This is a genomic window from Brevibacterium sp. K72, assembly GCF_050562175.1.
Classification (GTDB): domain Bacteria; phylum Actinomycetota; class Actinomycetes; order Actinomycetales; family Brevibacteriaceae; genus Brevibacterium; species Brevibacterium casei.
The window spans coordinates 3,004,022-3,019,420 of record NZ_CP191582.1 but is presented as its reverse complement, the minus strand read 5'-3'; the positions used below and the strand labels follow the sequence as shown (position 1 = coordinate 3,019,420).

At 67.4% G+C, this 15,399-nt stretch carries 12 protein-coding genes; 11 read left to right on the top strand and 1 reads right to left on the bottom strand.

Annotated features, from left to right (window positions below):
* The first annotated feature begins 150 nt into the window (after positions 1 to 150).
* Positions 151 to 1,221, top strand: coding sequence for a TerC/Alx family metal homeostasis membrane protein (locus tag ACQ1RG_RS13685; protein WP_201670990.1), 1,071 nt, complete (start codon positions 151 to 153; stop codon positions 1,219 to 1,221).
* A 112-nt stretch (positions 1,222 to 1,333) separates the two neighbouring features.
* On the opposite strand, the gene ACQ1RG_RS13680 is transcribed toward ACQ1RG_RS13685, so the two are convergent.
* Positions 1,334 to 1,624 (bottom strand): YciI family protein, encoded by a 291-nt coding sequence (locus ACQ1RG_RS13680; RefSeq protein WP_009377198.1) that lies wholly within the window; start codon positions 1,622 to 1,624, stop codon positions 1,334 to 1,336.
* Positions 1,625 to 1,689: 65 nt separating this feature from the next.
* Between ACQ1RG_RS13680 and ACQ1RG_RS13675 the strand changes: the two genes are divergently transcribed.
* The 10 genes from ACQ1RG_RS13675 to secG all read left to right on the top strand — a co-directional run bounded on the left by ACQ1RG_RS13675 (position 1,690) and on the right by secG (position 15,307).
* Positions 1,690 to 4,206: a DEAD/DEAH box helicase gene (locus tag ACQ1RG_RS13675; protein ID WP_430600164.1), complete on the top strand. Its 2,517-nt coding sequence runs from the start codon at positions 1,690 to 1,692 to the stop codon at positions 4,204 to 4,206.
* Between the two features lie 55 nt (positions 4,207 to 4,261).
* A complete protein-coding gene (gene uvrA, locus ACQ1RG_RS13670) occupies positions 4,262 to 7,135 on the top strand; it encodes an excinuclease ABC subunit UvrA (protein ID WP_201672102.1) in 2,874 nt (957 codons plus the stop codon).
* Complete coding sequence (gene uvrC / locus ACQ1RG_RS13665) at positions 7,128 to 8,990, top strand: excinuclease ABC subunit UvrC (protein WP_201670980.1); 1,863 nt, start codon at positions 7,128 to 7,130, stop codon at positions 8,988 to 8,990. The genes uvrA and uvrC overlap by 8 nt, the downstream gene beginning before the upstream one ends.
* A gap of 97 nt (positions 8,991 to 9,087) precedes the next feature.
* Positions 9,088 to 9,984 carry an RNase adapter RapZ gene (gene rapZ, locus ACQ1RG_RS13660; protein ID WP_009377202.1) on the top strand — a complete coding sequence of 299 codons (897 nt, stop codon included), beginning with the start codon at positions 9,088 to 9,090 and terminating at the stop codon, positions 9,982 to 9,984.
* Position 9,985: 1 nt separating this feature from the next.
* Positions 9,986 to 10,981, top strand: coding sequence for a gluconeogenesis factor YvcK family protein (locus ACQ1RG_RS13655; RefSeq protein WP_009377203.1), 996 nt, complete (start codon positions 9,986 to 9,988; stop codon positions 10,979 to 10,981).
* Between the two features lie 26 nt (positions 10,982 to 11,007).
* A complete protein-coding gene (gene whiA, locus ACQ1RG_RS13650) occupies positions 11,008 to 11,991 on the top strand; it encodes a DNA-binding protein WhiA (protein WP_009377204.1) in 984 nt (327 codons plus the stop codon).
* A gap of 9 nt (positions 11,992 to 12,000) precedes the next feature.
* Positions 12,001 to 13,002 carry a type I glyceraldehyde-3-phosphate dehydrogenase gene (gene gap / locus ACQ1RG_RS13645; protein ID WP_201670977.1) on the top strand — a complete coding sequence of 334 codons (1,002 nt, stop codon included), beginning with the start codon at positions 12,001 to 12,003 and terminating at the stop codon, positions 13,000 to 13,002.
* The gene (locus tag ACQ1RG_RS13640) at positions 12,999 to 14,219 is read left to right on the top strand and encodes a phosphoglycerate kinase (RefSeq protein ID WP_236586863.1); all 1,221 of its coding nucleotides are present in this window, start codon (positions 12,999 to 13,001) and stop codon (positions 14,217 to 14,219) included. Before gap ends, ACQ1RG_RS13640 begins: the two co-directional genes overlap by 4 nt.
* A 12-nt stretch (positions 14,220 to 14,231) precedes the next feature.
* Positions 14,232 to 15,017, top strand: a complete 786-nt coding sequence (tpiA, locus tag ACQ1RG_RS13635) for a triose-phosphate isomerase (RefSeq protein WP_236586862.1) — start codon at positions 14,232 to 14,234, stop codon at positions 15,015 to 15,017.
* A gap of 44 nt (positions 15,018 to 15,061) precedes the next feature.
* Positions 15,062 to 15,307, top strand: a complete 246-nt coding sequence (gene secG, locus ACQ1RG_RS13630; RefSeq protein ID WP_009377208.1) for a preprotein translocase subunit SecG — start codon at positions 15,062 to 15,064, stop codon at positions 15,305 to 15,307.
* The last annotated feature ends 92 nt before the right edge of the window (positions 15,308 to 15,399 follow it).

Below are 15,399 nucleotides of genomic sequence, written 5' to 3'. Positions count from 1 at the left end.
GCGAAAGGGAGTATCCCGTCCATCCGTGCTCGTCACCACGATCCGCCTTCAGGGTCCGGGCGCGGAGCGCACGCCGCCACCTCAGTGTGGTCCTAGCGTGGGAGAGACTTTCGGCACGGGTACACCACTCCGTCATCACGAAAGGCATCCATGGATATCCTGTCCTCCACCCTCGCCGCGGGCGGCAGCACCGCAGCGTCGAGCGGGGCCGTCATCCCGCCGTGGTTCATGATCACTTCGGGGATCATCATCGTCGCGATCCTCATCTTCGACGTGCTCCTCGTCTTCAAGCGCCCGCACGTGCCCTCGATGCGGGAGGCGACCCTGTGGGTCGTCTTCTACGTCTCGCTCGCCCTCCTCTTCGCCGGGTCCCTGTTCTGGATCGGCGATGCCCAACACGGCAGCGAGTTCCTCACCGGCTGGCTGCTCGAGTACTCCCTGAGCATCGACAACCTCTTCGTCTTCATCATCATCATGGGCAGCTTCCAGGTGCCGAGGAAGTACCAGCAGGAAGTCCTCATGGTGGGCATCATCATCGCCATCATCTTCCGCGGGCTCTTCATCCTCGCTGGCGCGGCGATCATCAGCGCCTTCGTCGAGGTCTTCTTCATCTTCGGCATCTTCCTCCTCTTCGTCGCCTACCGGCAGGCGTTCGCGAGCGAGGACGAGGGCGACGGCGAGAACTTCCTCATCCGCTTCCTCCGCAAGCGGATGAACATCATCGACGAGTACCACGGCAACAAGCTGCGCGTCGACATCGACGGGAAGAAGTACTGGACGCCCATGTTCATCGTCTTCCTCGCGATCGGTTCGACGGACGTGATGTTCGCGCTCGACTCGATCCCGGCGATCTTCGGCGTCACCCAGGTCCCGTTCCTCGTCTTCGCCGCCAACGTGTTCGCCCTCATGGGTCTGCGCCAGCTCTACTTCCTCCTCGGCGGGCTCGTCGACAAGCTCGTCTACCTCCACTACGGCATCGCCGCGATCCTCGCGTTCATCGGCGTCAAGCTCTTCATCACCGCCCTCCACGAGACCGACGTCTCGTGGCTGCAGTGGGGCAAGGTCGTGCCCGAGGTGCCGACGTGGCTGTCGCTGACATTCATCGTCGTGGCCATGGCCGTGGCGACGATCGCCTCGATCATCAAGATGAAGCGGGACGGGAAGTCCTTCCGCGATCAGGGCCCGCAGGAATCCGAAGCCTCCCAGGGCACCGAGCAGTGAACCCGGTCGTACGATCGCTCTGAGACAGTGCGCGGGAGGCTCCGTCGGGAGCCTCCCGCGCACGTCGGTTCGGGGGCGGACTCAGGCCGAAGCCGGCAGCCGCAGCCTCGGCTCACGCCTCGGCGAAGGGCCCGAACACCGGAGTCCACTGCCGGATCGTCACACTGTCGATGACTCCGATCTCCGCATACGGGTCATCCCGCAGATGAGCCTCGACCTCGGCGACGTCGGCCGCACTGAGGATGAGCAGCCCACCCGGCACAGGGGAGTCGTCGAGGGGACCCGAGGCGAGGATGGTCCCCGCCTCGTTGAGCGCGGCCTGCCACTGCCGGTGGCGGGGCCTGTGCTCCATCCTCGTCTCCGTGTCGGGGCCGTAGACATAGGTGACGGCGAATACCGGCATCTCACACTCCTGGGGTCGGTGAATAGGATGGACATCAGTCTAGAGCGAAAGGTCTGTGCAGAGTCGTGACGAGGTTGCAGGACATTCCGGCGGAGTTCGCCGATGAGGACACGATCGTCGAGTCCTTCGCCGACTACTGTCGGCAGCTCGGGATCGAACCCTATCCCGCGCAGGAGGAGGCGATGCTCGCCGTCCTCACCGGAGACAACACGATCGTCGCGACCCCGACCGGCTCGGGGAAGTCCCTCGTCGCCCTCTTCGCGCTCTACACCGCGTTCACCCGCGGCATCCGGGCCTACTACACCGCCCCGCTCAAGGCGCTCGTGAGCGAGAAGTTCTTCGCCCTCGTCGACGCCTTCGGACCCGAGAACGTCGGCATGATCACCGGGGACACGACCGTCAACGGCGACGCCCCGGTCATCTGCGCGACCGCGGAGATCCTCGCGAACCAGGCGCTGCGCGAAGGCGGCGTCCTCGACGTCGGCATGGTCGTCATGGACGAGTTCCACTACTTCGCCGACCCCACCCGAGGATGGGCCTGGCAGGTCCCGCTCCTCGAACTGCCGCAGGCACAGTTCGTCCTCATGTCCGCGACCCTCGGCGACACCACCGAGATCCGGCGGACGATGGCGGACACGACCGGGCGCGATACCGCGGTGATCACCTCGGCGACCCGCCCCGTGCCGCTCGACTTCGAATACTCGACGGAACCGCTCTCCGATACGCTGCGGGCCCTCATCCGCCATGACAAGGCCCCCGTCTACGTCGTCTCCTACTCCCAGAACGGGGCCATCGAACTCGCCACCGGACTGCTCTCGGTCGACCTCGCGACGAAGGACCAGAAGGCGCGCATCGCCGAGGAGATCAAGGGGTTCTCCTTCTCCAAGGGCTTCGGTCAGACGCTGCACCGCCTCCTCCTCCACGGGGTCGGGGTCCACCACGCGGGAATGCTGCCGAAGTACCGCCGACTCGTCGAACGACTCGCCCTCAAGGGCATCCTCCTCGTCATCTCCGGAACCGACACCCTCGGCGTGGGCATCAACGTCCCCATCCGCACCGTCCTGCTCACGGGCCTGACGAAGTTCGACGGGTCGAAGATGCGGCGCCTGAGCGTGCGCGAGTTCCAGCAGCTCGCCGGTCGCGCCGGACGCGCCGGCTTCGACACCCGCGGATACGTCGTCGCCCAGGCGCCCGAGCACGTCATCGAGAATCTCCGCGCCGAGGCCAAGGCGGCGAACGCCGACAAGAAGCGGAAGAAGATCAAGAAGAAGGCCGCCCCGGCCGGGTTCGTCGGCTGGTCCGAGGAGACCCTGACCAAGCTCATCGGATCCGAGCCGGAATCGCTGCGCTCGCGCATGCGCATCGACCATTCGACGATCCTCAACCTCGCAGCCCGCCCGGGCTCGGACGTCGCAACGATCAGCCGATTCATCGACTCGACCCACGAGAGCCGTGAACGCCGCCTCGACCTCAAGCTCACGGCGCTGCGCATCGGACGCTCCCTCATCGACGCAGGCCTCATCGAGAAGCGGGGGAGCGAACTCGTCCCGACCGCGGACCTCGGTCCCCAGTTCGCCCTCAACCAGCCGCTGGCCCCATTCGTCCTCGCCGGTCTCGACCTTCTCGATCCCGAGTCGGAGTCCTGGGCGCTCGACGTCGTCTCCCTCGTCGAATCGACGATCCCCGTTCCCTTCACGATCCTCAAGGGTCAGCTCGACCGGATCAAGCGCGAGACCCTGGCCGAACTCAAGGCGGAGGGACTCGACTATCCCGAGCGGATGGCCATCCTCGACGAGGTCGAGGGCCCGAAGCCGCTCGCGGACGTCCTCGAGCCCGCCTTCGAGCACTTCGCGCTCACCCATCCGTGGCTGCGGGCCGGCGACTTCGAACCGAAGTCGATCGTGCGCGACATGCTCGAGCAGGCGATGGGCTTCACCCAGTTCGTCGGCTACTACGGGCTCGCCCGTGCCGAAGGCAGCCTGCTGCGGTACCTCACCGACGTCTACCGGGCGCTCACCCACAACGTTCCCGCCGACCGCCGCGGCGAGGAGCTGCAGGAGATCATCGGCTGGCTGGGGGAGACGGTGGCGCGCACCGACTCCTCGCTCATCGACGAATGGCGCACCCTGCAGGGTCTCAGCCCGACCGAGACCGACTTCGCGGAGCTGCCCGACCTCGAGCGTCGGTTCTCGGAGAACACGAAGGCCTTCACCGCCGAGATCCGCAATGGGCTCTTCCATCGCGTGCTGCTCGCCGAGCGCGCCGACTACGACGAGCTCGGCCGCCTCGACGCGGAGTCCGGGTTCGACAAGCAGGCTTGGGAGGAGGCGATCGAGGACTTCTACGACGAGTACGGCGACCTGCTCATCGACCAGGCCGCGCGAGGACGGGAATTTATCGACATCGTTCCCGGTTCGACTGTCTGGGCGGTGCGTCAGATCCTCTCCGATCCCGAGGGCAACCGGGATTGGGCCATCGACGCCGAGGTGGACGTGGCCGCCAGCGACGACAGCGGCGACATCGTCCTGCGGATCGTCGCGGTCGGCGAGATCGCCGACTCCCATGTCGGGACCGGTGAGTAACGTCGGCAACAGTGAGCAGACGTGTGTCAGTGCCGAGTAATACAGTGGACGGGTGATGAAAACGAACAGTGCGACTCAGTCTCCCTCCGGCGTGTCCCATCTCGACACGCTGTGGGTCAAGGGTGCCCGCGCGCACAACCTCAAGAACGTCGAGATCGCGCTCCCGCGCGACTCCATGGTCGTCTTCACCGGACTCTCCGGATCGGGGAAGTCCTCGCTCGCCTTCGACACGATCTTCGCCGAGGGGCAGCGCCGCTACGTCGAGTCCCTGTCCTCGTACGCCCGGATGTTCCTCGGCCAGATGGACAAGCCCGACGTCGACTTCATCGAGGGCCTGTCCCCGGCCGTGTCGATCGACCAGAAGTCGACCTCGCGCAACCCCCGTTCGACGGTGGGCACGATCACCGAGGTCTATGACTTCCTCCGCCTGCTCTGGGCCCGCATCGGGGTGCCGCACTGCCCGATCTGCGGTGAGGTCATCACGAAGCAGACCCCGCAGCAGATCGTCGACCAGCTCCTCGAACTGCCGGAGCGGACGAAGTTCCTCGTCCTCGCCCCCGTCGTGCGCCTGCGCAAGGGGGAGTTCGTCGACCTCTTCACCGACCTGCAGACGAAGGGATTCTCCCGCGCGATCGTCGACGGAGAGCAGATCAGTCTGAGCGACCCGCCGACCCTGGACAAGAGGTACAAGCACACGATCTCCGTCGTCGTCGACCGCCTCGTCGCCAAGGACGGGATGCGCCCGCGCCTGACCGACTCCGTGGAGACGGCGCTCGGCCTCGCCGACGGCCGCATCGACGTCGACCTCGTCGACGACGGCGTCACGCGCACGTTCTCCGAGCACATGTCGTGCCCGAACGAGCACCCCCTGACGATCGACGAGATCGAACCCCGCACGTTCTCCTTCAACTCGCCGTTCGGCGCGTGCCCGACCTGCGACGGCATCGGCACCCGCCTCCAGGTCGACGAGAGCCTCGTCGTCCCGGACGAGGACCTCAGCCTCGGCGCGGGCGCGATCGCCCCGTGGTCGGGCGGCAAGCAGGTGACGAAGTACTTCAACCGTCTGCTCACCGGGCTCGGGAACGAACTCGGCTTCACCCTGAAGACCCCGTGGAAGGACCTCACCTCCGCCCAGCGCACCGCGATCCTCACCGGCAAGGACTACGAGGTCCACGTCAAGTACAAGAACCGGTTCGGCCGCGAGCGGACGTACTCGACCGGCTTCGAAGGCGTCTTCCAGTACATCCAGCGCAAGCACGACGAGACCGAATCCGACTGGTCGAGGGAGCGCTACGAGTCGTATATGCGCGAGATCCCGTGCGCGAGCTGCCATGGCACCCGGCTCAAGCCCGAAGCCCTGGCCGTGAAGATCGCGGACCGCTCGATCGCCGAGGTCGCCGAGCTCGCCCTCGACGAAGCGGCCGACTTCCTCTCCGGTCTCGAACTCAGCGGCCGCGACGCCGCCGTGGCCGCGCAGGTGATGAAGGAGATCAACGCCCGCCTCGGCTTCCTCCTCGACGTCGGTCTCGAATACCTCAGCCTCAACCGGGCGGCGGGCACGCTCTCGGGCGGAGAGGCGCAGCGGATCCGGCTCGCCACACAGATCGGGTCCGGGCTCGTCGGCGTCCTCTACGTCCTCGATGAACCTTCGATCGGCCTCCACCAGCGCGACAACCGGCGCCTCATCGACACGCTCATCAAGCTCAAGGACCTCGGCAACACCCTCATCGTCGTCGAACACGATGAGGACACGATCGCAGCCGCCGACTGGATCGTCGACATCGGTCCCGGCGCCGGCGAGCACGGGGGAGAGGTCATCTACTCCGGAGCCGTGCCCGGGCTCAAGGACGCCGAGCGCTCGATCACCGGGGCCTACCTCGACGGACGGAAAGCGATCGCCATCCCGTCGACGCGCCGCCCGGTCGACCCCGAACGGATGGTCACCGTCGAGAAGGCGAGTGAGAACAACCTCCGCGACATCACCGTCTCCGTCCCCCTCGGAGTGCTCACCGCCGTCACCGGCGTCTCCGGGTCCGGCAAGTCGACGCTCGTCAACGAGATCCTCTACACGCAGATGGCCAACGTCCTCAACGGCGCCTCCAGGGTGCCCGGTCGGCACAAGCGGGTGACCGGCCTGGAGAATCTCGACAAAGTCGTCCACGTCGACCAGTCGCCGATCGGGCGCACCCCGCGGTCGAACCCGGCAACGTACACCGGCGTCTTCGACCACATCCGCCGCCTCTTCGCGGAGACCGAGTCGGCGAAGGTCCGCGGCTACCAGCCGGGACGCTTCTCCTTCAACGTCAAGGGCGGACGCTGCGAGAACTGCAGCGGAGACGGGACGATCAAGATCGAGATGAACTTCCTCCCCGACGTCTACGTCCCCTGCGAGGTCTGCGGGGGCGCACGGTACAACCGGGAGACCCTCGAGGTGACGTTCAAGGGCAAGACGATCGCCGAGGTGCTCGACATGCCCATCGAGGAGGCCGCCGAGTTCTTCGCGGCGATCCCCGCGATCTCGCGGCACCTCAAGACCCTCGTCGACGTCGGACTCGGCTACGTCCGCCTCGGTCAGCCGGCGACGACGCTCTCCGGCGGTGAGGCGCAGCGCGTCAAACTCGCCGCGGAGCTCCAGAAGCGCTCGCGCGGACGCACCGTCTACGTGCTCGACGAACCGACGACCGGTCTCCACTTCGAAGACATCTCGAAGCTCCTCCACGTCCTCCAGGGCCTCGTCGAGAAGGGCAACTCGGTCATCGTCATCGAACACAACCTCGACGTCATCGCCAACGCCGACTACGTCATCGACCTCGGACCCGAGGGCGGACGCGGCGGCGGGCAGGTCGTCGCCGAGGGCACCCCGGAGGAGGTCGCTGCGAACCCGAAGAGCCACACCGGGCGCTTCCTGGCAGAGATGCTCGATGGCTGACCCGGCGAGCTATCGTCCGGCCACGGGCAGCATTCCCACCTCGGCCGGGGTCTACAAGTTCCGCGACCCCGACCGGCGCGTCATCTACGTCGGCAAGGCGAAGAACCTGCGCAACCGGCTCAACTCGTACTTCTCCAACCCCGCAGCCCTCCACCCGCGGACGTCGACGATGGTCCACACCGCCGCCTCGGTGGAATGGACCGTCGTCGACACCGAGGTCGAAGCACTCCAGCTCGAGTGGACGTGGATCAACGAGTTCAACCCGCGGTTCAACGTCATGTTCCGCGACGACAAGTCCTACCCGTACCTCGCGATCACGATGAACGACGAGGTGCCCCGGGCCTTCATCACCCGCGGCAAGCGGCGCAAGGGGGTCCGCTACTTCGGCCCCTTCGGGCAGGTGTGGGCGATCAGGGACACTCTCGACCTCCTCCTCAAGGCCTTCCCGATGCGCACGTGCACTCCCGGCGTCTACCGGCGGGCCGAGCGCAGCGGGCGCCCCTGCCTGCTCGGCTACATCGACAAGTGCGCAGCCCCGTGTGTGGGCAATATCAGCATCGAGGACCACCGTGAGCTCGCCCGCGGCGTCGTCGACTTCATGTCCGGCAGCACCGGACGCTTCATCAGCGAGCGGAAGAAGGAGATGGCCGCTGCCGCAGCCGACCTCGACTACGAACAGGCCGCGCGCCTGCGCGACGAGCTCACGGCCCTGCAGAAGGTCCTCGACAAGTCCGCCGTCGTCCTCTCGGTCTCCGCCGACTGCGACGTCTTCGCCCTCGTCACCGAGGAGCTCGAAGCCTCCGTCCAGGTCTTCCATGTCCGCGGGGGCCGGATCCGCGGCCAGCGGGGGTGGATCATCGAACGCTCCGATGACCACGGCCCGGCCGAACTCACCACCGACTACCTCCGGCAGGCGTACTCGGGTCTCGACGCGGAGGCGATCCCCAAGGAGATCCTCGTCGACACGATCCCCGCCGACCTCGACTCCCTCGAGAGCTGGCTGAGCCGGCAGCGCGGCTCCAAGGTGAGCGTGCGGGTCCCCGAACGCGGGGAGAAGAAGGCCGTGCTCGAGACCGTGACGAAGAATGCGAAGGAAGCGCTCGTCCAGCACAAGCTCAAACGCTCCTCGGACCTCACCACCCGCAGCGCCGCGCTCAAGGAGATCCAGGACCACCTCGGCCTGCCCGAGGCACCGCTGCGCATCGAATGCATCGACATCTCGCACACGCAGGGCTCGAACGTCGTCGCGAGCCTCGTCGTCTTCGAGGACGGTCTCGCGAAGAAGCGCGACTACCGGCACTTCGCGATCCACGGGGAGGCGGCGACCGACGACACGGCCTCGATGTACGACGTCGTCTCCCGCCGGTTCAGCCGGTACCTCGAGCAGATGGCCTCCGACGAGCCCGACGACCGGTTCGGGTACCGGCCGAGCCTCCTCGTCGTCGACGGGGCAGGCCCACAGGTCGCCGCCGCCACCCGGGCGCTGTCCGACCTCGGCATCGTCGACATCTCTGTCGTCGGACTCGCCAAACGCCTCGAGGAGGTGTGGGTGCCCGACGATCCGTTCCCCATCATCCTCCCGCGCAACTCCGAGGGACTCTTCCTCATGCAGCGACTCCGCGACGAAGCCCACCGGTTCGCCATCACCTACCACCGTTCGAAGCGGGCGAAGGCGATGACGAGCTCCGTCCTCGACGACATCCCCGGCCTCGGCGAGGCCAAGCGCACTGCCCTGCTGCGGCACTTCGGGTCGGTGAAGAAGGCCCGCGCCGCGAGTGTCGAGGAGCTCTGCGAGGTCAGGGGAATCGGTCCCTCGCTGGCCGAGAAGATCGCCGCGGCGCTGAGCGAGGACTGAGGCCTTCTCTGGGCAGGGGCTGAGAACTCCGACCGCAAGCGCGGATCCGCGTGCTCTACAGTAGTGTCGAGTCAGGCCGCGGACACGAGGAGGACGCATGAGCACACACGGCGACGCGAACGGTGCCGAGCATCCCATCGAGGTCGTGCTCGTCACAGGCATGTCCGGGGCCGGTCGGACGACGGTGGCCAACGTCCTTGAGGACCTCGACTGGTACGTCGTCGACAACCTTCCCCCGCAGATGATGCGACCGCTCGTCGAGCTCGTCGCCCGCGCCGACGGTGCGGTGCCGAAGATCGCCATCGTCACCGACTCGAAGGGCCGGGCGAAGTACGCCGAGGTCGAGGACACGATCTCCGACTTCCTCGACCAGGGACTGTCTCTGCGGATCCTCTTCCTCGACGCCGCCGACGAAGTCCTCGTCCGCCGTTTCGAATCGACCCGCAGGCCTCACCCGCTCCAGGGCGAAGGCACCCTGCTCGACGGCATCGAAGCCGAACGCGAAGCCCTCGAATCCCTCAAACACCGTGCCGACATCATCATCGACACCTCCGACCTCAACGTCCACCAGCTCGGCTCCGAGGTGCGCAAGCGCTTCAGCGCCGACGACGCACCGCCGCTGCGTCTGACGGTGATGAGCTTCGGGTTCAAATACGGTCTGCCCAAGGACGCCGACAACGTCGCCGACGTCCGTTTCCTGCCCAACCCGTACTGGATCCCCCACCTGCGCGGGCACAACGGCCTCGACTCCGACGTCGCCGACTTCGTCCTCGGCCAGAACGGCGCCGAGGAGTTCATCGAACGCTACACCGCGACCTTGGACACGATCGCCCAGGGCTACCTCCACGAGGGCCGCGGCTACGCGCTCATCGGCATCGGCTGCACCGGCGGCAAGCACCGGTCGGTGGCGATCAGCGAGCGCATCGCCAAGAGCCTCACCGCGCGCACCGGCATCCCCGTCACCGTGCGTCACCGCGACCTGGGGAGGGAGTGAGATGGAGACCGAGGACCTCCCGCAGATCACCCCGACGGTGATCAACAAGGGACCGAAGATCGTCTCGTTCGGCGGCGGGCACGGCCTCTACGCCGCCCTGCGCGCCTTCCGCCTGCTCACGGAGTCGCTCACCGCTGTCGTCACCGTCGCCGACGACGGCGGCTCCTCGGGACGCCTGCGGGACGAGCTCGGGGGTCTGCCGCCCGGCGACCTGCGGATGGCGCTGGCCGCCCTCTGCGACGACGGCAACTGGGGACGGACCTGGCGCGACGTCATCCAGCACCGCTTCGACTCCGACGGCGAACTCAACGGCCACGCCGTCGGCAACCTCCTCATCGCCGCCCTGTGGCAGATCCACGGCGACCACGTCGCCGGACTCGACTGGATGGCCAAGCTCCTGCGCGCCCACGGCCGGGTGCTGCCGATGTCGTCGGTGCCGCTGACGATCGAGGCCGACGTCCAGTTCCCCGGCTCCTTCCAGATCGTCCGCGGCCAGTCGGTGCTCGCCTCGACCCGCGGCCATGTCGAATCCGTGCGGCTCGACCCCGCGGATCCGCCCGCCCGCTACGAGACCGTCGAGGCCGTCGCCGAGGCCGACGTCCTCAACCTTGGGCCCGGATCGTGGTACACCTCCGTCATGCCGCACCTTCTCGTCCCCTCGCTCTCGGATGCGATCGTGCGCTCCCGCGCGGTGAAATCGCTCACCCTCAACCTCTCGGCCAGCGACGGTGAGACCCGGGACCTCAGCCTCGGCGAGCACCTCGTCTCCCTCCACCGTCACGCCCCGTCGCTCAGGCTCGACTACGTGCTCGTCGACGAAGCGACGATCGGCATCGAACCCGAACTCGAACAGCGGGCGCGGGACATGTTCGACGCGAAACTCCGAGTGCATCCGCTCAGCTCCCGGCGGGCAGGCCAGCATGACAGCCTCAAGCTCGCGGCATGCTACCGTGACATGTTGATCGACGCCGGGATCGGCGTCGAAGAGCAGTGGTAGGACGGATCCGTGCAGGAGGACGAACAATGGCATTGACCGCTCAGGTCAAGGACGAGCTGGCGAGGGTGAAGATCACCCGCACCTCGGCTCGGAAGGCCGAAGTGTCCTCGATCTTCCGCTTCTCCTCCGCTCTCCACCTCGTCAACGGCTCGATCGTGCTCGAGGCAGAGCTCGACACCGCGCAGGCCGCCAAGCGCCTGCGCAGCGAGATCAAGGAGCTCTACGGACAGTTCGCGGACATCGTCGTCATCAACGCTGCGGGACTGCGCCGCTCCAACCGCTATCTGCTGCGGGTGACCCGCGACGGCGGGGCGCTGGCCCGCCAGACCGGCCTCGTCGACAACCGCGGCCGCCCGGTTCGCGGACTGCCCTCGGCGATCGTCAACGGCTCGGTCGCCGACGCCGAAGCCGCGTGGCGGGGAGCCTTCCTCTCCCACGGCTCGCTCACCGAGCCCGGCCGCTCCTCGGCGCTCGAGGTCACCTGCCCCGGGCCGGAGGCAGCGCTGGCCCTCGTCGGCGCCGCCCGCCGACTGGGACTGAGCGCGAAGGCCCGTGAGGTCCGCGGGGTCGACCGCGTCGTCATCCGCGACGGCGACGACATCGCCGCCCTGCTCACCCGGATGGGCTCCCACAACGCCGTCCTCGTCTGGGAGGAGCGGCGGATGCGCCGGGAGGTGCGGGCCACGGCCAACCGGCTCGCGAACTTCGACGATGCGAACCTGCGCCGCTCGGCCCGTGCCGCCGTGGCCGCCGGTGCCCGTGTCGAGAGGGCGCTGGAGATCCTCGGCGAGGACGTTCCCGAGCATCTGCGCTATGCCGGCCAGCTGCGCGTCACCCACAAGCAGGCCTCCCTCGAGGAGCTCGGTCAGCTCGCCGACCCCCCGATGACGAAGGACGCGGTGGCCGGCCGGATCCGCCGCCTGCTCTCGACGGCCGACAAGCGAGCCGAAGAATTGGGAATTCCTGGGACTGAAGCCAGTCTCACTCCCGACATGCTCGAGGACCGATAGGATCGGGGCATGAGACGAATCGCTATCAACGGCTTCGGCCGTATCGGTCGTGCCCTCTTCCGTCTGTCCCTCGAACCCGATGCCGATTTCGAGGTCGTCGCCATCAACGACCTCACCGACACCGAGACCCTCGCCCACCTGCTGAAGTTCGACTCCGTATGGCCGCGCTTCGACCACACCGTCGAGGCCGAGGAGGACTCTCTCATCGTCGACGGGCGGGAGATCGCCGTCTTCTCGGAGAAGGACCCCGCCGCTATCGACTGGTCGTCGAAGGACGTCGAACTCGTCGTCGAATCCACCGGCATCTTCACCCGTCGTGATCAGGCCGAGGCCCACCTCGGCGGGACGGTGAAGACCGTCGTCCTCTCCGCCCCCGGCAAGGACGTCGACGCGACGTTCGTCATGGGCGTCAACGAGGACACCTACGATCCGGAGAAGCACGAAGTCGTTTCCAACGCCTCGTGCACGACGAACTGCATGGCCACCGTCGTCAAGGCCCTCGACGACGCCGTCGGCGTCGAATCCGGACTCCTCAACACCGTCCACGCCTACACCGGCGATCAGAAGCTCGTCGACGGACCCCACCGGGATCTGCGCCGTGCCCGTGCGGCGGCGATGAACATCGTGCCGACGACGACGGGCGCCGCCCGCACCGTCGGCAAGGTCATGCCCCACCTCGAGGGCAAGCTCGACGGCTTCGCGATCCGCGTGCCCGTGCCCGCCGGGTCGATCATCGACTTCACGTTCACCCCGAAGAAGCCGGTGACCCGCGACGAGGTCAACGCGATCCTCGAGAAGGCCGCCGAGGACTCGCCTTACCTCGACTACACCACCGACGCCCTCGTGTCCTCCGACATCGTCGGCACCACCGCCTCGGCGATCGCCGACTCGGAGCTGACGATGGTCCTCGGCGACCAGGTCAAGGTCGTCGCGTGGTACGACAACGAGTGGGGATACTCGAACCGGCTCAAGGACATGGTCAGCTACCTGCTCAGCGAAAGGCCCCAATGAGGACATTCACCGACCCGTCGATCTTCGCGCACCACACGGTGCTCGTCCGCAGCGATCTCAACGTCCCCATGGACGGGACGACGATCACGGACAGGGGGCGCATCCTCGCGTCCGCCGCGACGATCAGGTCACTCGCCGAGGCGGGAGCCCGAGTGATCGTCATCTCCCACCTCGGGCGCCCCAAAGGCGAACCCGACCCGCACTTCTCGCTCGCCCCGGTCGCCGGTGAGCTCGCCGAGGCGATCGGCCGCGACGTCGCCTTCGCCTCGGACACGGTCGGTGAGGATGCGAAGGCGAAGGTCGCCGAGCTCGGCGACGGCGACGTGCTTCTGCTGGAGAACCTCCGCTTCAACCCGGGGGAGACGTCGAAGGACGAATCCGAGCGGCGCGAGTTCGCCGGGCAGCTCGCCGCTTTCGCCGACGACTTCGTCTCCGACGGCTTCGGTGTCGTCCATCGCAAGCAGGCGTCGGTGTACGAACTCGCCGAGCTCCTCCCGCACTACGCGGGATCGCTCGTCCAGGCCGAGGTCGAAGTGAGCGACCGGCTCCTCAACGATCCGGCGCGCCCCTTCACCGTCGTCCTCGGCGGGTCGAAGGTCTCCGACAAGCTCGGCGTCATCGACAACCTCATCGCCCGCGCGGACAACCTCCTCATCGGCGGCGGCATGGTCTTCACGTTCCTCGCAGCGCTCGGCCACGACATCGGGTCGAGCCTCGTCGAAGAGGAGAAGATCGACGACGTCAAGGGCTACCTCGAGCGCGCCGAAGCCGGCGGGGCCCGGATCATGCTGCCCACGGACATCGTCATGGCCGCATCCTTCGCCCCCGACGCCGAGCACTGGGTCCGCCCCATCGACCGCCTCGTCGACACCCCGGCAGGGGACTCTGGACTCGGACTCGACATCGGACCCGACACCGCGGCCGCGTACGCGAAGGTCATCGCCGAGTCGGAGACCGTGTTCTGGAACGGTCCCATGGGCGTCTTCGAGTTCCCGGCCTTCGCCGAGGGCACGAAGACCGTCGCGGCGGCGCTCACCGCCTCGGCTCCCGGCGCTCCGGCCGACCGGCTCACCGTCGTCGGCGGTGGGGACTCCGCGGCCGCCGTCCGCGCACTCGGCTTCTCCGACGACGAATTCGGCCACATCTCCACCGGCGGCGGGGCCAGCCTCGAATACCTCGAAGGCAAGACCCTGCCCGGCATCGACGCTCTCGCGTGAGGACCGACCACCATGACTGACCGCACCCTGCTGCTCGCCGGCAACTGGAAGATGAACCACGACCACCTCGAGGCGATCTCGACCGTGCAGAAGCTCGCATGGGCTCTCGAGGACGCGAAGCTCGACGACTCGCAGTGCGAAGTCGTCGTCATCCCGCCCTTCACCGACATCCGCTCGGTGCAGACCCTCGTCCAGGGCGACAAGCTGTGGCTGCGCTACGGCGCCCAGGACGTCTCCCGCCACGAGCCCGGCGCGCACACCGGTGAGATCGCCGCGACGTTCCTCAGCCGGCTCGGCTGCACCTACGTCGTCGTCGGCCACAGTGAGCGCCGCGCCGACAACCACGAGACGAACGACGTCGTCGCGGCCAAGGTCAAGGCCGCTCTCGGCCACGACCTCGTGCCCATCCTCTGCGTCGGGGAGTCCCTCGACCAGCGGGAGGACGGCACACACGTCGAGTTCACGCTCGCCCAGCTCGAGGAGTCGCTGGCCGGACTCTCCGCCGAGGACCTGACCGGACTCGTCATCGCCTACGAACCCGTGTGGGCGATCGGGACGGGGAAGACCGCGACCGCCGAGGACGCCGCAGAGATGGCTGCGGCCATCCGGGGGTGGCTGCGGGAGACCTACGGTGACAGCCTCGCCGAATCGACACGGATCCTCTACGGAGGATCCGTGAAGACCGACAACGTCGCCGACATCCTCGTCTCCGACGACGTCGACGGAGCCCTCGTCGGGGGAGCGAGCCTGAGCGGGCCCGACTTCGCCGCTTTGTGCAAGGCCGCCGTCGGCCAGTAGACTGAACCGCAAATCCTCTGACAGAAACACAGGTTGAACTCGACGTGGAAATCCTCACCTTCGTTCTCATCGGCGTGCTCGTCCTCACGAGCATCTTCCTCACCCTGCTCATCCTCATGCACAAGGGCAAGGGCGGCGGCATGTCCGACATGTTCGGCGGCGGCATGTCGTCCTCCCTCGGGTCCTCCGGTGTGGCTGAGCGCAACCTCAACCGCTTCACCGCGCTGATGGCGATCGTTTGGGGCGCCTCGATCATCCTCCTCGGACTCATCACGCGCTTCTCCAGCTGATCAGCAGCGTCACGACGACGGCCCTCACCGTGATCGGTGAGGGCCGTCGTCTGCGTCTCCGCTGGGTCTGCGTCTCCGGTGGGGGAGTTCGG

Coding starts and splice junctions, on each gene's coding strand:
- gap (WP_201670977.1), top strand. CDS start 12,001: ATGAGACGAATCGCTATCAACGGCTTCGGCCGTATCGGTCGTGCCCTC.
- whiA (WP_009377204.1), top strand. CDS start 11,008: ATGGCATTGACCGCTCAGGTCAAGGACGAGCTGGCGAGGGTGAAGATC.
- ACQ1RG_RS13640 (WP_236586863.1), top strand. CDS start 12,999: ATGAGGACATTCACCGACCCGTCGATCTTCGCGCACCACACGGTGCTC.
- uvrA (WP_201672102.1), top strand. CDS start 4,262: ATGAAAACGAACAGTGCGACTCAGTCTCCCTCCGGCGTGTCCCATCTC.
- tpiA (WP_236586862.1), top strand. CDS start 14,232: ATGACTGACCGCACCCTGCTGCTCGCCGGCAACTGGAAGATGAACCAC.
- ACQ1RG_RS13680 (WP_009377198.1), bottom strand. CDS start 1,624: ATGCCGGTATTCGCCGTCACCTATGTCTACGGCCCCGACACGGAGACG.
- ACQ1RG_RS13685 (WP_201670990.1), top strand. CDS start 151: ATGGATATCCTGTCCTCCACCCTCGCCGCGGGCGGCAGCACCGCAGCG.
- rapZ (WP_009377202.1), top strand. CDS start 9,088: ATGAGCACACACGGCGACGCGAACGGTGCCGAGCATCCCATCGAGGTC.
- uvrC (WP_201670980.1), top strand. CDS start 7,128: ATGGCTGACCCGGCGAGCTATCGTCCGGCCACGGGCAGCATTCCCACC.
- ACQ1RG_RS13655 (WP_009377203.1), top strand. CDS start 9,986: ATGGAGACCGAGGACCTCCCGCAGATCACCCCGACGGTGATCAACAAG.